The sequence below is a fragment of the Paenibacillus wynnii genome, from assembly GCF_000757885.1.
Classification (GTDB): domain Bacteria; phylum Bacillota; class Bacilli; order Paenibacillales; family Paenibacillaceae; genus Paenibacillus_AQ; species Paenibacillus_AQ wynnii.
Genome location: NZ_JQCR01000003.1, coordinates 552870 through 576983 on the forward strand (window position 1 = coordinate 552870; position 24114 = coordinate 576983).

General features: G+C 44.9%; 22 protein-coding genes and 1 other annotated feature. Of the genes, 15 read left to right on the top strand and 7 right to left on the bottom strand.

The features are described 5' to 3' along the window. Positions 1–107 precede the first annotated feature (107 nt). On the top strand, positions 108–635 hold the full coding sequence (locus PWYN_RS17790; RefSeq protein WP_205622773.1) for a sigma-70 family RNA polymerase sigma factor: 528 nt from the start codon (positions 108–110) through the stop codon (positions 633–635). Then, positions 628–2046, top strand: a complete 1419-nt coding sequence (locus PWYN_RS17795) for a DUF4179 domain-containing protein (protein ID WP_036654782.1) — start codon at positions 628–630, stop codon at positions 2044–2046. The genes PWYN_RS17790 and PWYN_RS17795 overlap by 8 nt, the downstream gene beginning before the upstream one ends. Before the next feature lie 49 nt (positions 2047–2095). Here the strand turns inward: PWYN_RS17795 and PWYN_RS17800 are convergent, their stop codons facing one another. Next, a complete protein-coding gene (locus tag PWYN_RS17800; RefSeq protein WP_036654783.1) occupies positions 2096–2620 on the bottom strand; it encodes a type 1 glutamine amidotransferase domain-containing protein in 525 nt (174 codons plus the stop codon). A gap of 217 nt (positions 2621–2837) precedes the next feature. Between PWYN_RS17800 and PWYN_RS17805 the strand changes: the two genes are divergently transcribed. The 3 genes from PWYN_RS17805 to PWYN_RS17815 all read left to right on the top strand — a co-directional run bounded on the left by PWYN_RS17805 (position 2838) and on the right by PWYN_RS17815 (position 5360). Then, positions 2838–3287: a hypothetical protein gene (locus PWYN_RS17805; RefSeq protein ID WP_036654786.1), complete on the top strand. Its 450-nt coding sequence runs from the start codon at positions 2838–2840 to the stop codon at positions 3285–3287. Positions 3288–3559: 272 nt separating this feature from the next. Beyond that, the gene (ccpA, locus tag PWYN_RS17810) at positions 3560–4570 is read left to right on the top strand and encodes a catabolite control protein A (RefSeq protein ID WP_036654790.1); all 1011 of its coding nucleotides are present in this window, start codon (positions 3560–3562) and stop codon (positions 4568–4570) included. A 94-nt stretch (positions 4571–4664) separates the two neighbouring features. Then, on the top strand, positions 4665–5360 hold the full coding sequence (locus PWYN_RS17815; protein WP_084146777.1) for a 5'-methylthioadenosine/adenosylhomocysteine nucleosidase: 696 nt from the start codon (positions 4665–4667) through the stop codon (positions 5358–5360). Between the two features lie 23 nt (positions 5361–5383). Here PWYN_RS17815 and PWYN_RS17820 read toward each other — a convergent pair whose 3' ends face one another. Next, positions 5384–6016: a GNAT family N-acetyltransferase gene (locus PWYN_RS17820; RefSeq protein ID WP_036654793.1), complete on the bottom strand. Its 633-nt coding sequence runs from the start codon at positions 6014–6016 to the stop codon at positions 5384–5386. Positions 6017–6175: 159 nt separating this feature from the next. Here PWYN_RS17820 and acsA point away from each other — a divergent pair, with 159 nt between their 5' ends. After that, on the top strand, positions 6176–7906 hold the full coding sequence (gene acsA, locus PWYN_RS17825) for an acetate--CoA ligase (RefSeq protein ID WP_036654795.1): 1731 nt from the start codon (positions 6176–6178) through the stop codon (positions 7904–7906). Positions 7907–8002: 96 nt separating this feature from the next. On the opposite strand, the gene PWYN_RS17830 is transcribed toward acsA, so the two are convergent. Next, on the bottom strand, positions 8003–10933 hold the full coding sequence (locus PWYN_RS17830) for a transglycosylase domain-containing protein (RefSeq protein ID WP_052088091.1): 2931 nt from the start codon (positions 10931–10933) through the stop codon (positions 8003–8005). 136 nt (positions 10934–11069) lie between these two features. Further along, positions 11070–11329: a binding site (T-box leader), on the top strand. Positions 11330–11438: 109 nt separating this feature from the next. Between PWYN_RS17830 and tyrS the strand changes: the two genes are divergently transcribed. Beyond that, positions 11439–12692 (top strand): tyrosine--tRNA ligase, encoded by a 1254-nt coding sequence (gene tyrS, locus PWYN_RS17835; protein ID WP_036654799.1) that lies wholly within the window; start codon positions 11439–11441, stop codon positions 12690–12692. Between the two features lie 70 nt (positions 12693–12762). On the opposite strand, the gene rpsD is transcribed toward tyrS, so the two are convergent. Beyond that, on the bottom strand, positions 12763–13362 hold the full coding sequence (gene rpsD / locus PWYN_RS17840; RefSeq protein ID WP_036654801.1) for a 30S ribosomal protein S4: 600 nt from the start codon (positions 13360–13362) through the stop codon (positions 12763–12765). A 396-nt stretch (positions 13363–13758) separates the two neighbouring features. Here rpsD and PWYN_RS17845 point away from each other — a divergent pair, with 396 nt between their 5' ends. The 5 genes from PWYN_RS17845 to PWYN_RS17865 all read left to right on the top strand — a co-directional run bounded on the left by PWYN_RS17845 (position 13759) and on the right by PWYN_RS17865 (position 18730). Continuing rightward, positions 13759–15753: a sensor domain-containing diguanylate cyclase gene (locus PWYN_RS17845; protein ID WP_036654804.1), complete on the top strand. Its 1995-nt coding sequence runs from the start codon at positions 13759–13761 to the stop codon at positions 15751–15753. A gap of 117 nt (positions 15754–15870) precedes the next feature. Further along, positions 15871–16734, top strand: coding sequence for a hypothetical protein (locus PWYN_RS17850; protein ID WP_036654807.1), 864 nt, complete (start codon positions 15871–15873; stop codon positions 16732–16734). 91 nt (positions 16735–16825) lie between these two features. Then, positions 16826–17941: an aminopeptidase gene (locus tag PWYN_RS17855; RefSeq protein ID WP_036654809.1), complete on the top strand. Its 1116-nt coding sequence runs from the start codon at positions 16826–16828 to the stop codon at positions 17939–17941. A 103-nt stretch (positions 17942–18044) separates the two neighbouring features. Further along, a complete protein-coding gene (locus PWYN_RS17860) occupies positions 18045–18290 on the top strand; it encodes an HPr family phosphocarrier protein (protein ID WP_036654812.1) in 246 nt (81 codons plus the stop codon). A 146-nt stretch (positions 18291–18436) separates the two neighbouring features. Further along, positions 18437–18730: an Fpa/YlaN family protein gene (locus PWYN_RS17865; protein WP_036654814.1), complete on the top strand. Its 294-nt coding sequence runs from the start codon at positions 18437–18439 to the stop codon at positions 18728–18730. 115 nt (positions 18731–18845) lie between these two features. On the opposite strand, the gene cax is transcribed toward PWYN_RS17865, so the two are convergent. Continuing rightward, positions 18846–19916: a calcium/proton exchanger gene (gene cax, locus PWYN_RS17870; protein WP_036654817.1), complete on the bottom strand. Its 1071-nt coding sequence runs from the start codon at positions 19914–19916 to the stop codon at positions 18846–18848. A gap of 154 nt (positions 19917–20070) precedes the next feature. On the opposite strand from cax, the gene PWYN_RS17875 reads away from it, so the two are divergent. Beyond that, on the top strand, positions 20071–20436 hold the full coding sequence (locus PWYN_RS17875) for an Asp23/Gls24 family envelope stress response protein (RefSeq protein WP_036654819.1): 366 nt from the start codon (positions 20071–20073) through the stop codon (positions 20434–20436). A gap of 182 nt (positions 20437–20618) precedes the next feature. Here the strand turns inward: PWYN_RS17875 and ftsW are convergent, their stop codons facing one another. Beyond that, a complete protein-coding gene (ftsW, locus tag PWYN_RS17880) occupies positions 20619–21827 on the bottom strand; it encodes a putative lipid II flippase FtsW (RefSeq protein ID WP_036654822.1) in 1209 nt (402 codons plus the stop codon). A gap of 14 nt (positions 21828–21841) precedes the next feature. Further along, positions 21842–22189: a YugN family protein gene (locus PWYN_RS17885; protein WP_036654825.1), complete on the bottom strand. Its 348-nt coding sequence runs from the start codon at positions 22187–22189 to the stop codon at positions 21842–21844. A 237-nt stretch (positions 22190–22426) separates the two neighbouring features. On the opposite strand from PWYN_RS17885, the gene PWYN_RS17890 reads away from it, so the two are divergent. Continuing rightward, positions 22427–23599, top strand: coding sequence for an amidohydrolase (locus tag PWYN_RS17890; protein ID WP_036658830.1), 1173 nt, complete (start codon positions 22427–22429; stop codon positions 23597–23599). A 37-nt stretch (positions 23600–23636) separates the two neighbouring features. Further along, on the top strand, positions 23637–24101 hold the full coding sequence (locus PWYN_RS17895) for a CBS domain-containing protein (RefSeq protein ID WP_420805779.1): 465 nt from the start codon (positions 23637–23639) through the stop codon (positions 24099–24101). Positions 24102–24114 lie beyond the last annotated feature (13 nt).

Consider the following 24114-nt stretch of genomic DNA (forward strand, 5'->3'; position numbering starts at 1 on the left):
AGTCACAACTTCAAAAAATAAAACCGTTTACCTTACAGTACAGTCTTAATATACAGAAGATAAAAAGCCATGAGTGTAGAGCGGCAAGGAGGGGCGTAATCAGGGGGATGGAGAACATTATGAAGGGCGAGGATGTGCATGTCTCCGAGGAAGAATGGTTCTTCGAGCAGGTCTCTCAGCACAAAAGAAATCTTTACGGCATTGCCTTCAGTTATTTGCGAAATGAAGCAGATGCACTGGAAGTATTGCAGGAAGCGACCTGTCGGGCATGGAGCAAGCGTAAAAGCCTGAAAGATCCAGAACGGCTTACACCATGGATGATCCGCATTCTAATCAATTGCTGCATGGATGAATTGAAACGGAGGAAGCGGAAAATTACAGCTGAGCCACAGCGGTATGAGGACGGAGTCATGGAGCTTGCGAGCGACCGAAGGCTGGATATGGAAAAGGCGCTGGATAACGTCAAACCTAAGTATCGACAGGTTCTGGTACTTAAGTATTACCGAGATATGACGCTGACTCAAATTGCAGAGGTGCTTGAGAAACCGGAGGGTACCATTAAAACATGGCTGAATAAAGGACTTAAGCAACTGAGGGATAAACTGAAAGGGAAGGGGGATCTGTACCATGGCTGAACCTGAAGAAAATCTACTCCGGGACTATTTTCACAATGTGACCACTAAAGCGGATGAATTATCGGATACAAAGCTCGATGCAGTTATCCACAGCGGTATTCTTCGCGGTAGCCGGAGGAGATTTTCCCTGAACAGAGGATTTACTGCAGTTTTATTGACTGCTCTAGCTGTTGCATTATTCGTGATTGTGCCTTGGCTACAAAGTAGTTTTGAGCCCGAGCGCGCGCAGCTTCCTCCCAAGAGTTGGGGTGAGTTTGAGGTTTTTCGTCCAATAATAAAAGGGAATATTTCTCTGGAGTCAGCATTAGATGCAGGAATAGTGCAAACCATAGGCGTATCTTCAGAGGAAAAAAACGGCTACATGTTAACATTGAATGGTGTCCTTGCAGATAAAAAAAGTATGATCGCATTGTATACCTTTCAGAATATGACAGAAAAAGATGTACATCTGCATGGAATATATCTTGATAATGCAATAAGTAAAACTAGGAGTAATCAATCAGCATTCTTCACTGGTAGTGAAGGCATCTGGAAACCGGGTGTAACGCGTATGTTGGTTCAATATATGTGGGGTGAAGATCAGAAAGGTCTTAAGGAGATGGTGGCTAATATGTCAGTTACCCCTCTACTTTCTGAGGCCATGCTCTCCAGCAGTGAGAAGTTTAGAACCGAATTAAGCATCCCCTTTACACTTGAAACGGATCAAGTAGAAGCGAATTCCCGTACTGTAATGGTTAACCGTAGTCTGAACATTGCAGGTCAGGAGATTCTAGTTGAACAGGCATATATTGCACCTACAGGTATTTATGTAGATATAAAACTTTATAAAAAGGGTAATACGATGCAAATCTATAACCTGATTTCACCCAAAATCAATTTAGGTAAAGGTAAAAACGCCAAAGTGTTAAATGTTACTGAGCATGGGCTAGGATCAGAAGAATTTATTTTTTATAATGACAACACAAACAAAGATAGCAGGATGACACTGGAAGTGGAAGGTATGTATGCATTGGAGAAGTCCAAACGCGATCTTGTCATAAATACTGAAACGTCAACCATAATTAAGGCACCTGATAAACGTCTCACTATCTCAGATGAGAAGACCGTAGAAAAAGATGGGGTCTTAGCGTTGACGTTGTTCACTCCCAAAGAAGAAAGTAAGGATAGTTTAAGCTATGGTTTGAATATTAGCGATAACTTTGTGGATGGAGCAGGCAGTGGTCACTTTATGGTTCGACCTGATCGCTTTACCCACTATGAAACCATTGGTAAACATCGCCAAGTTGAAAAAGGGAGCACGACGACGTTCTTTTATAATGTGGGATCTGAAAAGCTTCCTCAACCTCTTACCTTCAATCTAACTTTCTATTCTAATTCATTTAAGGAAACGGATAGACTTAGAATTAGATAATCAAAAAAAGCCCTGCAATTCACTTAATCGTGAACACAGGGCTTCGTTATTATTCTCCAGCTAGCGCATCACAAAATGCTTTGCCGTATGGAGGGAGATCAGGTGGACGACGTGCGGAGATAATGTGACCGTCTACAACAACGGCTTCATCCTTCCAGATCGCACCTGCATTCTCCATGTCATCCCGGATACCCGGTGTCGAGGTTACTGTAACACCCTTAAGGATTTTCGCTGATATCAAGACCCATCCTGCATGGCAGATCTGCCCGATCGGCTTTTTCGCCTCATGCATATCACGAACGAGCTCCAGAACCTTAGGGTAACGGCGAAGCTTGTCCGGCGCCCATCCGCCGGGGACGAGAATTCCATCATAATCAGCAGCATTCAATTCATCCCAAGAATAATCTGCTTTAGCAGGAACGCCGTATTTTCCAGTATAGACCTTATCTTTGGTTAGTCCAGCGAGGTGCACCTCGGCTCCTTCTTCTCTAACCCGGTAAACGGGATACCATAACTCCAAATCTTCTACTTCATCGTCTACTAGTGCGATAACCTTTTTACCGGCAAGTCTCATTGCAGTTAGCTCCTCCCAGATAATGATCCTATATATTATAGCAAATTTGAAATATGAAGTCATCTTGAGAATTGTAATACTTTGAACATTTGGTAAATAAAACATGATATGCAAATGAGAAGGATTTCGAAAAGACAGGTCGAATATTTAGATTGAAAAGGGAACTGTTCGTAATTATTGTTCTTATCCTTTCAATTCAATGCTTGAGGTGTGAGAGATGCAAAAAGATAATCTACTCAAAAAGTTATGCTGCTGCGGTGGTGGCATGACTATACATATGCATACGTTGATCTATAGTGCCAAGGTGAAAATAACAGGAGTACCTGTATATACTTGCGGTGAGTGCTCCCGCTATGAACCGTTGCCAAGTATCAAGCGTGATCTGGGAATGTTGATTAAGGAGCTGGGCGGGTCCTCAAACCAACGGCAGGTCTCCTTTGCCGAAAGAAATGAATGGGCTAATGTTCTGAAGGAAACCCTTGCGAGTTTTAACATCGTCGACTTATCGCATTTAGATGAGGCGATCAACGCGGCTATTCAAGGACGAATTGATTTACTGCTTGATATATATCAATTTGCAAGTGCTCGCTTTGATAGAGAGTGGATGGAAGAAACTGCTAATAGACTGTCGCAATTGACTCAATCCTCCCCCGAAAGAGCGAAATGAAAAGATTTTCTGCAAAATCAATGAAAATTTTTCACGAATGTTGGATTTTTCAGTCGTATTTTGTTACGATATAAATAGATGTACGATTCAGTAGGGGGTGATATAAATCAGTGGGTAATACAAATCGATTTAGATCACTTTTCTGCACTACGCTTTGTGTTTGAAAGTTTTTAAATGGAAATTGAAGCGTTATCATTGCACAAAAGTACAAAGTGTCGTATCATAATTTTAATTAGTCGAACGATAAAATTTATCGCAATGGAGAGAGTAATTTGACGGTAACCATTTACGATGTAGCGCGAGAAGCCGGCGTATCTATGGCTACGGTATCACGGGTTGTGAATAATAATCCTAATGTGAAACCGCAGACTCGGAAGAAAGTATTTGAAGCAATTGAGCGTTTGGGCTATCGACCTAATGCTGTAGCGAGAGGTCTCGCTAGTAAGAAAACGACAACCGTTGGGGTTGTTATCCCTGATATCTCCAACTCGATTTTTGCTGAAATCGCACGCGGGATTGAAGATATCGCTAATATGTATCATTACAATATTATTTTATGTAATGCGGACAAACGTAAAGAGAAGGAAATTCGCGTTATTAATACTCTTTTGGAGAAACAGGTCGACGGTCTACTCTTTATGGGTGGAACGGTAACGGAAGAACATATTCAAGCATTCCAGACTTCTGCAGTTCCCATTGTATTGTGTGCAACGCGTGATGAGAAGGGTACTTATCCTTCCGTAGATATTGATCATGAAACCGCAGCACTTGATGCAGTGAACACGCTGATCCGTCACGGGCACCGTGAAATTGCCATGATAAGCGGAACTCTCCAAGATCCAGCTAACGGCTATGCTCGTTTCCATGGGTATAAGAAGGCCTTAGAGGCTGCTGGTATTGAGTATCAGGAAGATCTTGTTCGCATCGGTAACTATCGTTACGAATCCGGTGTCGAAGCCATGAAATATTTCCTGGGGCTTAAGAAGAAACCGACTGCTATCTTCTGTGCAACAGATGAAATGGCTATCGGGGCAATTCACAGTATTCAGGATGAAGGTCTGAAAGTGCCGGATGATTTCTCAATTATGAGTGTAGATAACATTCGTATGGCGTCCATGGTACGTCCATTGCTTACAACCGTAGCTCAACCTATGTATGACCTGGGTGCGGTAGCCATGAGACTCTTGACGAAGCTGATGAAGAAAGAAACCGTAGAGAATCCGCGCGTTATTTTGCCGCATGAGACGATTCTTCGCTTGTCTGTCAGTCATGTGAATGAGTAGTTCACATCCTTTAATAGCTATTAACTTGGAAAGCTCCTTATGGAGCTTTTTATGTTTTTATCTTCATTATTAATGCAGAGGAGCGAGAGTACATTTGGATAAAATTATAGGTATCATCGGCGCTATGGATGAAGAAATCAATTTGCTGCTAAGGGGTATGGAGAACAAATGCACGGAAGTGAAATGCGGAATTCCGTTTTATAGCGGGACTTTTGGAGATAGATCTGTAGTTGTATGTAAATCTGGTGTCGGCAAAGTGAATGCAGCGGTAACGACTCAAGTATTAATAGATACATTTAAGGCTTCTCAGGTACTGTTCACAGGGGTGGCAGGAGCATTGCATCCTGAACTGAATATAGGTGGTATCGTAATATCTTCAGAATGCATGCAGCATGATATGGATGTTACACCCCTGGGATTTGCTCGAGGAATTATACCCTATCAGGAGGTCTCTTCTTTCCCGGCAGATCCGGAACTGGTTAGGCTTGCACAGAAGGCTTGCCGTGAACTGCAGGTACAATATATGACAGGTAAAGTACTCTCTGGGGATCAGTTTATTGCCAGTCAGGAGACCGTAACCCGGCTTAGGGAAGAGTTCGACGGTGTTTGTGCCGAAATGGAGGGAGCAGCTGTTGCACAGGCGTGCTATATGAACAGTACTCCTTTTGTTATCATTCGCTCCATGTCCGATAAAGCCGATGGTTCAGCACATGTTAACTTTACGGAGTTCACGGTCGAAGCTTCAAAACACTCACATGCGATTTTAGAGCACATGCTGCCATACGTATAAGAAAAAATAACTCGGATGAAAACTTAGTACATAAATCGCTGTCTGAAACGTACGCGGTCGAATAATTCCTCAGAGGATAGAGGCACCTCTTTACCAATACGAACCATAAGACAATTCGCAGGATGGGAGCAAATTTCGGGATCATCCGTAGCATACCAGACCATATTCACGACTTTCATCAGATTCTCCATCATATGCCGGTAGCCCCATACATCCAATCCGCTGCCCTTTAAGTCCCAATGCCAATAATATTCGGTTGTAAAGACGATACAGTTCTCTAATTGCTCTTCCTCAAAAGCTGTAGTGATTAACAAACGAGCCAGCCCTGCTCCCCGGTAATCATTGGCAACCTCAATGGCTCCAAGCTCAATGAGATCTTCCATACCGCCTTGTGACCATAATTCCATCTCATCAGGATAGTGGAATGTTACATAGCCTATGATGGTATTGTTCTCGATTGCCGCAATTATTCGACCTTCAGGAAGTCCTGCTATCTCTAGCAAGGCTTCTTTTTGTTCCTTGGGCCTGCGGAAAGCATCCAGATCAGGATCAATGTCCAGACCTTCTAGAAGCCATGGGGAAAGAGGACCTTGAACAGTGATTACCTTATCGGCGAACACAACGGTATGGGTGCTGAGTACTTTGCGATGCTCCATAGCCCGGCTCCTCTCAAATCTTCATAAAACATGGAATGAAAGCGTTCCCTATGATATACTGATTTTGACATAAAAAGTTCACAAATGATACATTGACATCATTAATTATTAAGGAGTCTTACCTAATCTTAAGTTAAATCAGTGAGGGAGGCAACAGTAATGGGTCAAGTCCATAACGAAATTATACCGGGCCGCGTGCTGAACTCTAACATGCCGGATTATGACCGGGCCGTAGCCGAATTTACCTGGGAGGATGCTGAGCGGCATTTCTCCTGGTACGATACAGGCAAGGTGAATATGGCCTTCGAGGCTGTTGATCGCCATGTTCTAGAAGGACGTGGAAACGCTAGAGCTTTGCTCTACAGCGACGCATCACGGGAAGAGGTCTATACGTATTCCGATCTTATGGAACGGTCTAACCGGTTCGGTAATGTCTTGCGGAAATACGGAATTGGCAAAGGAGAAAGAGTATTTATCTTCATGCCTCGTCAGCCGGAGCTGTACTTCAGTCTGCTTGGGATACTGAAGGTGGGGGCAGTAGCAGGTCCTCTGTTCGAAGCCTTTATGGAGACTGCTGTTAAGGATAGACTGGCTGACAGCGGAGCTGTAGCGCTGGTTACAACACCTGAGCTGCTGAAACGTGTGAAGCGCGAAGAGCTCCCCGAACTGCGGCATATTATCTTGGTTGGTGGAGATCCCGATCCCGATCCCGATCAAGGAGAGATCAGCTTTGAAGAGGAGATGGCCTCCGCTCCATCGGATATGGAACTAGAATGGTTAGGTTTGGATGATGGTCTTATTATACATTATACTTCAGGATCTACAGGCAAGCCCAAGGGAGTATACCATGTTCAGAGAGCAATGATTCAACATTACTATACAGGAAAAATAGTGCTGGATTTACAGCCGGAGGATATTTATTGGTGTACAGCAGATCCCGGATGGGTGACAGGAACTTCCTATGGGATTTTTGCCCCATGGTTGAACGGGGTTGCGAATGTGATCCGAGGCGGAAGATTTAGTCCGCTTGACTGGTATAAGTCTATTGAACGTAATGCCGTGACGGTATGGTATAGTGCGCCTACAGCGTTTCGTATGCTGATGGGTGCAGGGAAAAACAGTCTCGAAGGTGCTGACCTAAGCAGTCTGCGGCATGTCATGTCAGTAGGGGAGCCGCTTAATCCTGAAGTGGTCAGATGGGGGGAGAAGGTATACCAACAGCGGATCCACGATACCTGGTGGATGACCGAGACGGGTGCACAGCTGATCTGCAATTATCCAGGAATGGATATCAAACCAGGCTCCATGGGACGTCCTCTGCCTGGAATCGAAGCAGCCATATTGGATGACCGGGGAAATGTTGTCCCGCCTTATACAATGGGGAATCTGGCGATCCGAACCCCTTGGCCCTCCATGATGAAGATGATCTGGAATAACCCGGCTAAATACTCGGAGTATTTCAGAATTCCCGGATGGTATATATCTGGAGATTCAGCCTACATGGATGATGAAGGTTACTACTGGTTTCAAGGACGAATTGACGATGTCATCAACACCTCGGGCGAGCGGATCGGCCCATTTGAGGTGGAGAGCAAGCTGGTGGAACATCCAGCTGTGGCGGAAGCAGGCGTAATCGGCAAGCCAGACGCTGTACGAGGTGAAATTATTAAGGCATTCATTTCCTTAAGGGAGGGATATCTCCCGTCAGCCGCTTTGAAAGAAGAGATCGCCGCTTTTGTAAAAGCCGGACTCTCCGCCCATGCAGCACCGCGTGAGATCGAATTCAAGGATAAGCTTCCGAAGACGCGATCCGGTAAAATCATGCGCCGTGTATTAAAGGCATGGGAGCTGCATCTTCCCGCCGGAGATTTATCGACGATTGAGGATTAGCATAGATAGCAAAAAGGCCGTTCCCTACAAATAAGGGAGCGGCCTTTGATGTCTGAAACATCTATAGGATGATGTGTGGGCATCCTATAGAGTTTTTTACTTTTTATTCTTATTACCACCAGCATTATTAGGATCAGTACTATTATTGCCAGTGCCATCGATGCCGGGTGCAAGAGGTACTTCCCCTGTACCGGGATCTATGATAATGCTACCCGGATCTGTAGTGGCTTCTGGAATGACCTCTGTGCCCGTTGTAGGCGCTACAGTAGGTATTGGTGTCACAGTAGGATTAGGTGTTGCTGTTGCCCCCCCAGCCACACTGCCGGAGGTTGTTTCAAGTCCGGCTACATCAACAGCAGAGACATAGAAGGCGGCGTTCGTGCTCGCAGGTGTGCCTGTATGGAAGATCGTTTTTTCACCAGCCATAAGTATAGACTGCACTTTGAAAGGTCCGCCGTTTAGTGAACGGTATAGACGATAGCCGACAACATCCGGAGAGCCGCTAGGTGAAAATGTAATGACAGCTTTGCCTGAACTATAAGAGACGGCAATATTAGTGGCCGGAGAAGGCGCATGACCATCATCCACACGCGGATCTACTTCAGTGGGTACATCATTTTTGGCATCCTCAGGCAAATAATAAGCTAAAGGCTCATGGTCACTCATAGCAGGAAAAGCTGCCAAAAGCTCTTTGACGAGATCTTGAATCGGTTTCTCCCGTGTTACTACAATTCTTTCTTTCAAGAACTCATCAGGCGTACCTTCCTGAGGAATGTAGTTAATTTCATTGAATGTAATATATTTAGCTTTTGTGATTCCATCATCACTATCTTTTGGAATAAACTTAACGTTAAATAAATCGGTTGTAAATCTATCAGTCAGATCCGTAGGAAGCTTACCGCTGTAAGCGGAAACGGTCTTCTTAACTATTCCTTTGGGCTGAGTAAACTTCGGTGTCACGAATAGTTCCGGTCTTTTTTCAATGACAGCATTCATGACCTTGGTCCATAACGATTGAGCTTGACGCTTCTGAGTATCCCCTTGGAGCGTGTTAACTGGCTCTTTATAACCTACCCACATTCCAAGCGTAACATCGGGTGTCAGACCCATAAACCATACATCGGCGTAATTCTGTGTCGAACCTGTTTTGCCCACGATTGGGATGTCGCCGAAATGTTTGTAGTTGCTCTTCACTGTGCTGGCTGTACCTTCAGTAATAACAGTACGGAGCATATCCGTCATTAGGTATGCAGTTTGTTCGGAGTATACCTGCTCCGGGGTAACTTTGTGATGATAAACAATTTTCCCTTGTGAATCCACAATCTTTTCAATCATATAGGCATCCGTAAATGCCCCTTTGTTGCCAATAGAAGAATAAGCATTAGCCAGCTCTTCAACGGATACACCGTAACGCAGTCCACCTAGAACTCCGGTCTTAGCGCTATAATCTCCGTCCTGAATGGTTGTAATTCCAAGCTTCTTAGCAAATGCCCAAGATTTTTCGATGCCTACTTTATCATTAAATAGCTTCAGTGCAGGCAGGTTGAGTGATTTGTTCAGAGCATAACGTGCGGTAACAAGTCCTTGATAGCGGTTATTAGCATTTTTGGGGATATGAAAGCCTTTGGATCCATCCTTCAGTATAATCGGAGCATCATCCAAAATCCCTGCCGGTTGAATCAATCCACTATCCAATGCAGGTAAATAGGCTGCGATAGGCTTCATAGTGGAGCCTGGTTGACGAACCATTTGAGTAGCGTAGTTCATCTGCTCCAGATTGAAATCACGACCTTCAATCATTCCGAGTATAGCACCTGTTTTATTATCAATCATAATGCCGGCTGTTTGTTCCTTGCCCCTGCTCTTGCTGTCCTTCGTAAAGTTTTCATTGTTGTCAGAGATGGTGTGCATCGCACTGTATACTTTTTTATCAATAGTAGTGTATATGCGGTAGCCTCCGGTCATGAGCTGCTGGCGGGCTTCCTCTAATAAAACAGGATCATCTCCCGAGTTGGTATCGTCTGCAGTACCGGTTTCGCCATCCTTGTCTTGGTTAATAGAGAGCATGATCTCTGCAGCTTTACGCTCTGTTTCCAACATTAGATATGGGTAAGTCGTATAAGCTTTGGCAGTGTGTGGAGCAAGTGCACCCTTGATATCAAAGGTTAGGGCCTCATCGTATTGTGAAGTTGTAATTTTGTTCTCCTCCAGCATACGGCGCAGTACAAGCTGCTGGCGGTCAATAGCTCTGTTAAAAGCGGTCTCATTAAATTCTCCCAATCCGTTAAATGCAGAATATTTGGAGGGGAGCTGAGGTAGACCTGCCAAATATGCGGCTTGTGCGATATTCAGCTTATCCAAGTCATCTTGACCAAATACGCCTTTAGATGCAGCTTTAATTCCGAACACATTATACCCATTTGAACCGTTCCCGAATGGAACCTTGTTTAAATAGGCTGTTAATATCTCCGGTTTGCTTAAAAAGCGTTCCAGACGCAGGGAAAGCAGAATTTCTTTGATCTTCCGATCTTCCGTCCGGTCCAAATTTAGAAACACACGTCTTGCAAGTTGTTGGGTGAGCGTACTGCCGCCGGTTTGGACGGATTCATTAAGCAGCTTTTGCTTAACCGCACGTAAGGTCCCGCTCACATCAACGCCATCATGCTCATAGAAATTATTGTCCTCTATAGCAAGAACCGCATCAATAATAATCTGTGGAATGTTGTTGTATTCAATGAGTCTGCGGTCTTCCTCCGTACGGAGTTGGCCAATAGGGGCGCCGTCACGGAAATAGGCAAATCCGGTTATAGCGTTCTGGCTAACTTGCTGCTGAATTAATTGCTCGGAGCGGACAGGGTCATTTTTTACGATAGAAGTAATATAACCTGTCACGGCACCGCCGGCAAACAGAATGCCCATAATGCCAAGGATAAACATCCACTTTACCACAGAGCCGACCCTGTTCAGCCAGGTTCTTTTCCTTGGGGGATGTTTCTTTGCGGTCTTTTTCTTGTTCTCTTCAGCCATCGACGATAATCCTCCTTTATAACGGAACTATTATAGCACAATTTGGCGTTTTTGAATGCGCTTATAACTGGGCGCTGTATCTTTTGAGTGTGACTTTTTTAAGAGCATGTGATATAAATGAAAGTAATTGGATATCCAAAAGGCGCGGAAAGACATTAGTAGAAGGGCTGTCTTATGTTTTCAGAGAGTCGGTGGGTGGTGCGAACCGATAACAGGCCCCTTTGAATTACAGTCTGGAGCTGTCCGGGGGAAGGGCTAGAAGCATACGCTCCTGCTAAGTAGTCCGGCACCGGGTGCAATCCCGTTATGGCAATGAAGTGGAAATCTTTGGCTGCGCTGCGGCGTAACAAGGATTTTAATTAGGGTGGTACCGCGAGTCTCTTTCTCGTCCCTTGGGATGATAAAGGGGCTTTTTTGCGTTTCAGAAACGAGTGGCATAATTAGGTTGACGTTAGAAGAATCGACTTTATTTCACAAATTATACAAATTTCAAGGAGGGAAAAGAATGAAGTGGGAAGAATTATCAGCAGCCCAGGTGCAGGAAGTTGAGCGCCAGCTTGAAGTCATATCGCGCGGTGTGGTAGAGATCGTACCGATGGACGAATTAAAGCAGAAGGTTATGAAATCTATAGTGACTGGAGTACCACTAAATGTGAAACTGGGACTTGATCCGTCAGCACCGGATATTCATGTTGGACATACCGTCGTTATGCACAAGCTTCGCCAATTCCAAGAGTTAGGGCACCAGGTACAGCTTATTATTGGAGATTTTACCGGACGAATTGGAGATCCAACGGGTAAATCAGAAACTCGGAAACAATTGACAGAGGAAGATGTACAACGAAATGCCGAGACTTATAAGAAGCAAATTCACAAGATTCTGGACCCTGAAAAAACAAAAGTCTACTACAACTCCGAATGGCTCAGTCCAATGTCCTTCGCCGATGTGGTTACCTTGTCTGCTAAAGTAACGGTAGCTAGAATGATGGAGCGGGACGACTTTACCAAACGCTTTCAGGGTGGTCTTCCGATCAGTATTCACGAGTTCTTCTACCCGCTGATGCAGGGTATGGATTCTGTAGCCTTGAAAAGTGATGTAGAACTCGGCGGAACGGATCAGAAGTTCAACCTGCTTATGGGAAGGACGCTGCAAAAGGAATACGGTGTGGCTGCGCAAGTCGCGATTACGACTCCTTTGCTCGAAGGTCTTGACGGTGTTCAAAAAATGAGTAAAAGTCTTGGGAACTATATCGGGATTGATGAAGAGCCTAATGAAATTTACGGTAAAGCCATGTCTGTACCGGATGAATTAATGTTGAAATACTACGAATTGGCGACGGGTATCTGCAATCAAGAACTTACTGTTCTGAAGGAAGGATTGCAGGAGGGTATAGTTCATCCAAGAGATGCTAAAATGCAATTGGCACATACCTTTGTACGAATGTACCACAGTGTGGAAGCGGCAGATGCTGCACAGCAGCATTTCGTAACGGTATTTCAGCAACGGGCGCTTCCGGAAGACATTGAGGTCTATACTGTTCCGGCAGTTGAACTTGAGAACGGAACAATTAAGCTTGTTAAGCTGCTTACCCTTGTCGGTTTTGCAGGTTCAAATGGTGAGGCGAAGCGGAGTATCCAGCAGGGTTCTGTGAAGCTGAACGAAGAGAAGCAGGAGGACCCGAAAGCTGAATTTACACCGCAAGAGGGAGATATTCTGCAGGTAGGTAAACGTAAGTTCGCTAGACTCTCATTGGGCTAATATATAAAACATAAAGAACCCCTCCGGATTAATCCGGAGGGGTTCTAAACTACTACCGATTAGATAAATCTTAACGGTTGTAGAATTCGACGATTTGTTTTTCATCGATATCTTGGGACAGCTCGGAACGTTCTGGCAAACGGATATATTTACCTTCGAAAGATCCATCAGCATATTCCAAGTAAGCAGGAAGGTGTGAACGGTTAGTAAGAGCTTCTTTGATAGAAGTCATAGTGCGGCTTCTTTCGCGAAGACCAATTACATCACCAGTGCTAACACGGTAAGATGCAATGTCAACTTTTTTGCCGTTAACAGTTACGTGACCGTGGGATACCAACTGACGCGAACCAGCGCGGGAGTTAGCGAATCCAAGACGGTAAACGAGGTTGTCCAGGCGGCTCTCAAGCAAGAACATAAAGTTTTCGCCGGCGATACCTTGAATTTTTTGTGCTTTAGTGAAGAGAGTTTTAAATTGTTTCTCTCCCAAACCGTACATATGACGCAGTTTTTGTTTTTCCAAAAGCTGCATTCCGTAGTTACTTACTTTTCTGCGTTGGTTAGCGCCGTGTTGTCCCGGTGGGAAAGGGCGTTTCAAATCTTTACCTGTACCGCTAAGGGATATGCCTAGACGGCGGCTGAGTTTAAATTTAGGTCCTGTGTAACGTGCCATGTTATAGTAGACTCCTTTATATTTGAAATTTCAGGTGGGGCCTATTTGTGCCGCGTGCCGTATCCGTGGAAGATTATAGATCCACACTATTAGGGAAGTTCAGCCGCTGCCCTGATAGTAACGAACTCGCGTGAGGGTGACACAACGTTACGCCCAATATAAGACTAGTTACAGTCTTGTTCAACAATAAATATTATATGAAAACTACTAACAAAGTCAAGCGCATGTTTAAAGAGATTTTGTCAATCTTTGTCGTTAGTTCTTAGGACCTAAAAAAAATCCGGGATTTGTGGAAAATATAATGCAATAAGGGAAGAAACAGAGTAAAATATGATTAAATCATTAAATGTTATCGGAACATGTTTTTTAAATTGAGATACTAAGGGGATCCTCTTTATGTCAGAGCAGGAAGCTTACGGTCATAAAGGCAGCCAAGTGCTGGTGCAGGACACCATGTTGACAAAAGACGATTCTGAAGATCCTACCGCATGGCTTCGGGATACGGATATCGTATCCTATGATTTCCCTTATGCCGCCGATCTGATTGCTACCAGCTTTAATGAATGGTGCAAGGGACAAGCTGCCCTCCCATTCACCGAATCGTGGCGTTGGTGTGTCCTTAATTATGAAGGTAAACGAATAGACCCTATAAATCAGAGTCCACAGCATTGGAATTCCTATTGGGAAGATGCTGCTGGATTAAGTTTGCTTTCCCGTAAGTCCTACAACTTAGACTTGGTGGAGGACGGGAAAAGCATAACCTTCTTGAGTGTGCCTATTTTGACGCGCTCCAAAGGGGATATTTTTGCTCTGCTTGGCTGTGCTATGTCAACGGAGCAGTATGAGAAGGGCGGCAGGGAGATTGCAGAAGCAATGGCTCTGCATTATAAGACCTGTTTTTACCGCAGATTCGAGCATGTCTTTGTATCTGATCTGGCCAGTGTACATCTGAATGCCGAACGAGAGAGCGAGCGGCATTCTGTTTTGTTCCAAATTGTTCAACGGATGCACGATAATATTGATGTGGATTCTGTGCTTATTGAAGTTATTGAGAGTATTTGTGCAATGTACCCGGGAGCCCGGTTAGTGCTGTTTATGTCACAGGATCACCGAAGTGCTCATCCACAGGTGAAGCCGCTCCCCCCTCGATGGGAGAGTAATGATGTATGTGCTCGGGCATTCAAGGATGGGCGGGTAGCGCTTCAAAACAGCAATGTAGACAATAGATATCTGGAAATCGGTCTTCCACTCGGTGGAAAACAAGGGGTTTATGGTGTTTTTCATATGGTGATATTTAATCCCGATTTCCCGGATGTCGATCTACGCTTTCTGACCATGGTGGCTGATACAGCAGGTACTGCCTTTGAGAATGCCAAGTTATATGAACGGTCCAATCAGCTGATTCGTGAATTGCGCATGAGCAATGAGCTCACTCAGCGACTGAACCAGAGCTTGCGCCTGGGTGACATTTTTCAATATGCCTTTGAGGAACTGCTGGAAATGTTCCAGGCGGATTACTGTTGTATTCTTCATTTAGACGAGGAAAAGGGCGGGCTAGAGGTCATAGCCTGCAACTATCCCGCTCTGCTAAATGAAATCATAGATATCGGACAAGGGCTAGGCGGAAAGGTATACTCTACCGGGGAGCCGCTGATATTATCTGATTATTTGCAGCATGCGGAGACGGCTTCCAAGCTGATGGATGCAACTAAATCCCAATCTATAATTGCAACGCCGCTTAGTGTAGGCGGAGAGGTGCGTGGAGCCATTATGCTGGCTCACCGGGATGCCCATTATTTCTCCTATGATAACTACCGACTGCTGCAAGCTATGGCAGGCCATATCGGACTTGCTGTCGGCAATGCGCGTTTACATGCGGAGGTTCGCCGTTTGGCGAACAGAGACAGTCTCACAGGGCTCTACGCGAGACATTATCTGGATGAAGAGATCAAGAACAGACAGGGTACTGATTTCTGCGGTTCATTAATTGTAGTTGATATTGATCAATTCAAGCTGGTTAACGATACTTACGGTCACCAAAAAGGGGATAAAATCCTGAAGCAGGTCAGTGATATCGTAAAGTCATCGATCCGAAAGGGAGATATTGCCGCCAGGTGGGGCGGTGAAGAGCTGGCAGTATATTTACCACAGCTTGGCGTGCAGCAGGCAGCTTTCGTAGCCGAACGCATTCGTACACGGGTTCAGGCGGAGACAGAGCCGCATGTTACTGTGTCCTGCGGGATTGCAGAATGGAGCTGGACGGACGAACGAGTAAGCGTGGAGTCACTATTTTATCGAGCAGATATGGCATTATATGAAGCGAAGAACAATGGGCGAAACCGAGTTGTAATTGATAGTAAACAAACCGAGAGTAGAGTGGAGAATCCTTGAGGCTAAATCCTCAAGGATTTTTTTATGGAAATTAAAAGATTTAGAGCATTCTAAGTATAAGCCCTGCCTATAAGGAGACCCTAAAGTGAAATTGGGTAAGAAAGGGTATGGGGATGAATGACAAGCCCGGTGGTTCGGAAATGGATAATGACGTGGGTCGTATTAGTAACCTGTATCTATAGCAGTGGTTGCAATAAGTTGAATGACAAACCAGCCGGCGAATATTTGGATCTGGCGTTGTCAGGGATGGCGGGTAGCGACGGTGTTACCTTTGAGGGTGCTACGGCATTGCTGCGGGGTAGTGCAGGTACTCCATATGCGTCCGTATATTATGGCGGGAACGTGAAGGACCACAATAAAGTAACACTGTACACGATACTTCCAGATCAGAGGTCTACTGAATCTGAGTCTACTAATCATGTAAAGGAAGCTTCCAGTGCGACTGACAAACCCTCCTATTACAGCAAGCTGGAGAAAAAAGAGGGAGCATGGAAGGTGCTTTCAGAATCCTCCTCGCAAGAGGATAATCCTCTACCGCGCCTTAATCCCTTGCATCAGCTGGAGGAGCTGGAGGGGCTGGATAAGACAGTTACAGAGGAAGCCGGAGCCGGAGCCGGAAGAGGGGTTCGGGTATTGCGCATAGAGCTTTCCCCAGCAGAAGCCCGCAAGCAGCTCACTAACCAGTTGGAGCAAGAGATGTCAGCGCTTCGTACCTTGGGACAAACACAGGAGAAACAACTAACGGCCAACCAACCGCAGCTTAAAAAAGCACTGGATACATTTTGGCAAAAGAAGAATGCAGAACTTAAAAATAAGCTTGAACGGGCTCAAGTGAAGACCATTTACCATTTGAATGTGGACAGCAGGCGTAATCTTCCGAAACGGCTGGCATGGACACGAACGATCAGTTACCCAGAGGATGCTCAGAATGCCTTGAGTGAAACTTATGTGGCTCAGGTTAATTTCTACGGTTATCGTTAATTATCACAGGGCAGCCGTAGTCTTGCGCTCTTTATTGAGCGTGCTACAATAGATAAGCGTGTGATTTTTAGGAAGAGGAAGGAAGAGGAAGATGAAAGATCCCAGAATTCAAAAACTGGCGGAAAACCTAGTCGGGTACTCCGTAAATGTACAGCCAGGCGAGAATGTGCTCGTCGAAATGATTGGCAGTGAGCGTGACTTGATTAATGCGATTGTAGAAGAAATCGGCAAGGTCGGCGGGCATGCTTTTGTCCAACTGACAGACCGGACGGTACAACGGAGCATGCTTAAATATGCAACTCGGGAAAGTTTGCAGACGTGGGCTGAGATTGATTTGAACCGAATGAAACAAATGGACTGCTATATCGGAATCCGTGCGGGTGAGAATGTTAATGACCTGTCAGATGTACCTGAAGAGAAAATGAAGCTATATAACTCCCTGTACTCACACCCGATTCACAGTGAACAACGGGTAAAACATACGAAATGGGTAGTCTTACGTTATCCTAATGCCAGCATGGCGCAGCTCGCTAATACGAGTACAGAAGCTTTTGAGGATTTCTATTTTGCAGTCTGCAATCTGGATTATGCCAAAATGGATAAGGCCCAGGATGCGCTGGCTGATCTGATGAGAAGAACTGATAAAGTACGTATTTCAGGTCCCGGCACAGAGCTTACGTTCTCTATCAAAGGAATAGGAGCCGAGAAATGCTCTGGTCAGAAAAACATTCCGGATGGCGAGGTATACAGCGCACCTGTCCGTGATTCCGTCAATGGCACAATCAGCTACAATGCAGCGACCTTATATAACGGAGTTACTTTTGAGAATGTGAAATTCAGCTTTGAGAACGGTAAAATCGTGGAGGCTTCCAGTAACGATAGTGAACGTCTTAATGATATTTTGGATTCGGATGAGGGAGCTCGTCATATCGGTGAATTTGCGATCGGGTTCAATCCGTACATACTGCATCCGATGAAGGATATTCTGTTTGACGAGAAAATCGCAGGCAGCCTTCATTTCACACCGGGCCAAGCTTATGAAGTAACGGACAATGGCAACCGCTCATCCATTCACTGGGACCTTGTCCTGATTCAACGGCCGGAGTACGGCGGCGGAGAAATTTATTTTGATGATATTCTGATCCGCAAAGACGGTATTTTCGTTCTTCCCGAGCTGAAGGGTCTTAATCCCGAGAACCTGAAGTAAGAAGAAGATAAGAAAACACCTTGCGCGAGTAAGCGAATTCAATGTATCATGGAATTGATTACAAGTAGATCTATGTTCACAATCAGGTTGCGGAGGGATTCATATGTCCAGTAACAATGCGGCAATCGTTGATATTGCCCAAACAGCGAGCCAGTTCAATTCTTCTATCGTTCTTCAAGCAGAAAACAAGTACATTGATGTAAAGAGTATCCTTGGGTTATTCACTACATTGGTATCCAGTCAAAGCTATGAACTGCATGTACATGGCACTGATGCAGAAGAAGCGAAGAAGGCAATGAGCGATGTATTCGCCAAACACGGTTTGAATTTTACTGTTGTAGCGGAGTAAATTCTTTTCCTGAAACGTCTTGTCGATTTTGACGGGACGTTTTTTTTAATACTAAAAAACTGTATTCTTGTATTGATATCCGATTTCGACTAATATTAAATTAAATGGATTACTGTTTAATTTTTGATATTTGGGGGGGAAGATGCATGACTTCATCGGATTTGCAGGAACAGCTTAATCTTAAAGCAATCACTCTTCTACAAGAAGATGCCGATAAAATTGAGAAGCTTATCGAAGTGCAGATGGAAAATCTGGCCACGCGTTACTGCCCTCTCTATGAGGAAGTGCTGGATACCCAAATGTACGGTTTCTCTAAGGAAGTTGACTTCGCCGTTAGAGTGGGTCTGGTGTCTGAACTTACAGGCAAGCTGGTATTAAGCAAGCTGGAACGGAATCTGGCGGTTTTATACGAGGCATTAAATAACAAGGCGAAGCAATAAAGTCTGATACTTACTGCTGAATTATCGGACAAGATTTTTCTTTGCCAAAATTAAAAGCGCACAAGAGAGCCCGGGAGCCGCTCATGTGCGCTTTTTGCATATCCTACAAGAAGTTTTATACTAGATAGAAGGAGACACCTAATATGAGGTATACCGCCAACAGTAGCAGTCCTTCATACCAGTTGGTTGAACCATCCTGGATAATTGATTTGGCAATAAAGACAGATACACCGATAGCTACCAACTCAATTGCTGTAAAAACAATGTCCATGGTGTCGCCCATAAAATAACTCGCGAAAATAAGCACGGGGGCTACGAACAAGGCGATCTGCAGGCTGCTTCCGACAGCTATTTCTACGGCTGCACCCATTTTATTCTTCATGGCAAGCAAAATGGCTGCACTATGTTCGGCAGCATTACCAATTATGGCAACAAGGAACGCACCAACGAACAATTCACTGAGTCCAAAGCGTTCCGTTAATGTCTCGAGCGTCCCAACCAGCCATTCACTCACAAAACCCACCATTACAGTTGCGAGTACTAGGTAAAGAATAGCTCTTTTTTTGGACCACACAGGCGCATGTTCGTTAGGTAATTCCTCATCACTGTCTGCGGTAACATCATCAAGAAACTTCTTATGTGTGATCATGGAGAAGACCAGCCATGCCAGATAGGATGCGATGAGTAGTCCGGCAACGATCAGGCTTAATAGATCTGTATCATTTTCTGTTATGGAATGTGTATTGAAAAACATTGCGGGAACAAACAAGGCTATAACGGCGACAATCATAAGTGAACCGTTAAGGCCTGCAAGTGTCACGTTAAAATTCTGGATCTTATGCTTTAGTCCCCCCGCAAATAGACTTAGACCCAATACGAGGAGCAGGTTACCAATTATGGAACCTGTAAGACTTGCTTTGACCATATCGTATAATCCTTCCTTAACGAGGAAGAATGCGATAATCAGCTCGGCAGCATTGCCAAAGGTTGCGTTAAGAAAACCACCTAGACGTTGTCCTGCATAATGAGCTACACTTTCCGTTGCTCTGCCCAGAAAACCGGCTACAAAAACGACGGCGACGGCAGAGAGGATAAATTGAAGTGTATGGTCCCAATTTGCATAATGCCCTATAGCACTAAGCGCAAAGGTACTGATCAATAGTGATGGAGAAATCCATTTTTTCATGTGTTTGCACACCCCAGTCCAATTTATGTATGTTGAATTCTTAATTAATATACCCAAATTAACCCTGTATGTAAACGAGATGCGAGAAAGTGATTTGCTTTTTAGCCTGTTTAGGAATTACAATAATTGATAATGAGTGTAAGGGGGATTTGGCATGGCGGAACAACTTCAGCTGGAAATGGGAAATATACGTATATCAAATGATGTGGTCTCAAAAATCGCCGGATTGGCTGCCTTGGAGACCCCAGGGATTGCAGCTATGTCAGGCGGCTTGTCAGAAGGCTGGGCGAAACGTCTAAGCGGTAAGAATGTGCAAAAAGGTGTTACCGTTGAAGTGGGTCAACTGGAAGCTGCTGTAGATCTGCGTATTATCGTTCTCTATGAAACACCTATCCATGAGGTATGCCGGATGTTGCAGCAGAATGTACGTTCAGCTGTGGAGAGTATGACAGGACTTCATATCGTAGAAGTTAATGTTAAGGTCGAAGGCGTTGCTTTTAAAAATGATGAATTTTCTTAAGCGGCTTAATGCTGCTTAATGATATGAGATTCTGGCAGCGCTTTACTAAAGGCTATCCTATTTGTAGTTTTTCTACGAATAAGGTAGCCTTTTTCCTGTCCACATCACGAAAAGTAAAAAACAGCAGGTCTCCGAGTTACCGAAGACTTGCTGTTTGGTGTTGCGTTTAACTGAATTGTTAGCTATCTTGCTCGAACCTGTCTTACCGTCGTTACCGACTTCGTAACTTCCTCCTTGGCTGGACGATTAGATTCTCGAGAGATACTAAGCATAATTCCCATAGAGAGCATCATAACGAGCATAGAGGATCCCCCGTAGCTGATAAAAGGCAAGGTGACACCTGTTAACGGGATGGTCTTCGTTACCCCTCCAATATTAACAAAAGCTTGAATGGCGATCCAACCCATGATTCCAATTCCTACAAGTGTTCCGAAGGGATCTGGACACCTTAGTGCAATTAGAATACCCCTCCAGATAAAATATAAATAGATGAGTAGAAAAAGTGCAGTCCCTGCAAAACCCAACTCTTCTCCCATAACAGCGAAGATGAAATCCGTCTCCGGGTTTTTTAGATAGTTCAGCTTCTGTACGCTTTGACCGAAACCGGCACCATTTACGCCTCCTTGGCCCAACGCAGTTAGAGATTGGATGATATTGTAGCCTGTGCCTTTAGGGTCTTCATAAGGGTTTATAAAAGCTTCAATACGGCCTTTCTTGTAGTCTTGCTCCGCTGCAGATTTCTCTTGCGCAGGTGAAAAGGAGTCAATGACTGTTTTGGTTCCCAAGACAAGACCCGCGCCTAGCACAAGCAGCACAATAGAGGCTAGAATATGCTTCAAGCTCGCTCCCCCTGCAAACACCACAAGACCGCTTGTAGCTACCAAAATGAGGCATGAGCCTAAGTCAGGCTGCATCATGATTAATCCGGCAACGATGCCGACAATAACCATAACTGGGATATAGCCTGTTCGGAAATCCCTTAGCCGTTCACCCTTTTTGGTGATTAAAGCGGAAAGGTACAAGATGATAGAAATCTTGGCTAACTCAGTAGGTTGAATACCAAGAGTACCTATACTGAGCCAGCTCTTCGCGCCGTTGATCCTTTCGGAAGAAGCGACCATAAGTAGTAAAATAAGTGTAATAATAAAAATCGGAGCATACCATTTCTTGAATCTGCTGTAATGAATATTCATCACTGTGAACATGACGAAACTGCCAAGGACTACCCAAACCAGTTGGCGTTTTAAGAAGTATAACGGATCTCCTCTAAAATAAAGGCTGGAACTTGCGCTGAACACCATAATTACTCCAAAACCAACAAGCAGCAGCGTAAGTATCAATAATTGAAAATCAGGGGTTCCTTTTTTAGCGGGAGTACTTTTTGATTTCATTGTTCTGCTCCTGTTCAAGCCTCAAGCAGCTGCTTTAGTTCCAATATGCGTTTTCCCGCAATCTCAAGCACTGGTTGTGGCACAGGTGACTCGTAATCCAAACCGTGAGGGAAAGTTGCCTTGCCCAAGTAAACGGCTTCAATAGCAAGCACAGTGTCAGGTTTCTCCAGTTTACCTTCGACAGCACGGGTATTTACACGAAGGAAATATTCGCCGCCATTCTGCTTATCTTCAATCTTGCAGTCATAAGTGGCACGATAGTATTCCCACTGCCAGCGAATAAACCCTGCTTTTTCCGCGCTTTCATCCAGGTAGAGAAGATCACTTTGAAGTCCCACGAGGCCCGTGTTCTCAAAAATCATGGCGTACATATCCCCCTTATGAGTATAATGATTATTTTTTTAACAAAATGTTCACGTTCTACCCCATGATAGTATGTTTCCATGGGTTGTGCAAGACTGGATGGACGTGTGTAATACACAGTTTTTCATGTTTCTGCTACAATGAAAGGCATATTATTGATTTTTGCGGGTATAGAGAGAAAAGGACGGCTTCCGATATTTATCGGGGCGACTTTTAGGGAAGGGAATGGAGAAGATATGGAGCAGGTGCCAGTTGAACAGCTGCTGCCGGATATGGTGAAATGGCGCCGTCATTTGCATCGTCATCCGGAGTTGTCTTATCAGGAACGGGAAACCTCTGCATTTGTGGAGGACAAGCTGATAAGCTTCGGAATTGAGGTTAAGAAAAGCACATCAGGCTACGGGCTCGTTGGAATTATAAAGGGTAAGAAGGCAGGAAAGACTGTTGTGCTCCGCGCCGATATGGATGCGCTCCCGATCAAGGAAGAGAATGAGTGTCCTTACACTTCGTTAAATGAGGGCGTCATGCATGCATGCGGACATGATGGACATACTGCTATGCTTCTTGGAGCGGCATCCTACTACAGCAGTCGCCAAGACGAGCTTGAGGGAGAACTCCGCTTTCTGTTCCAACCTGCGGAGGAAGTCTGTCCCGGAGGAGCTCTGGGTATGATTGCTGAGGGAGTCCTGACTGGTGCGGATGCAGTTTATGGTCTGCATCTATGGACACCGCTTCCTATAGGTACTGTAGCCAGCGCAGCGGGTCCTCTAATGGCCTCAGCAGATGAGTTCTTCATAGATATTATCGGAAAAGGTGGACACGGAGGAATCCCTCATCTTGCGATTGACAGCATTGTGGCCGGAGCCGCACTGGTGACACAGCTTCAGAGCATTGTAAGCCGCTCGGTAAATCCGTTGCGTCCTGCGGTTCTCAGTGTGGGCACGATACAAGGAGGCTTCGCCCAGAATGTTGTTGCGGAGAAATGTCGGATTACGGGTACGGTTCGCGCTTTTGATGAGGAGACGAGGTATGTGATTCGGCGCCGAATTGAAGAGATGGCTTCAGCGGTTGCAGGTGCATACGGTGCTGAGGCGAAAGTGGATTATTTGATGGGATATCCACCGTTGGTCAACGATGAGACCGAAACCGAGCGTTTCTTCAGAGAAGCGCCACGGGCATTAGGTGAATCTGTAGAGGTTATCACGATGGAGAAGTTGATGCCTGCGGAGGATTTCTCTTATTATGTTAAGGAAATTCCAGGCTGTTTTATCTTCGTTGGAGCGGGAAATCCCGATAAGGACGCTGTTTACCCTCATCATCACAGCCGATTTAACTTCGATGAAGATGCCTTGCTTCATGGAGTGAAGCTGCTCATTGCTATGGCGGATTCGCAACTGAACGAGGAGTAAGTCGAATAATTCTCGTAATTACGGAGAACCTACTCTCATGTTTCGCCATAACAAGAGGAGGGTTCTAACCTTGAGAACTGTAAAAGAAGCTATGACTAGGAATCCTATTACCGTGACCCCTCAGGATAATATTTTTGAGGTAGCCGTTATTATGAGAGATAATGACACCGGGTTTGTTCCGGTAGTGGACAGCACGGACAGCAAAACTTTGATTGGGGTAATTACAGACCGTGACTTAGTCCTTCGGGGATATGCGGAGAAGCATTCAGGATCCAGTTCCGTTGAACAAGTAATGAGTACGAGTATCCGCACAGCTTCAGAAGATACATCCGTGGATGAAGCGGTTGAACTGATGGCATCCCAACAAATTCGCCGGTTGCCCATAGTTCAAGACGGTAAATTGATCGGTGTTGTGTCTATTGGCGATTTGGCAGTGCGCCACAACTATGTGGATGAAGCTGGCCGAGCCCTGAGCGAAATCTCAGAACAACATTTACATTAGGATAAGTTAACAA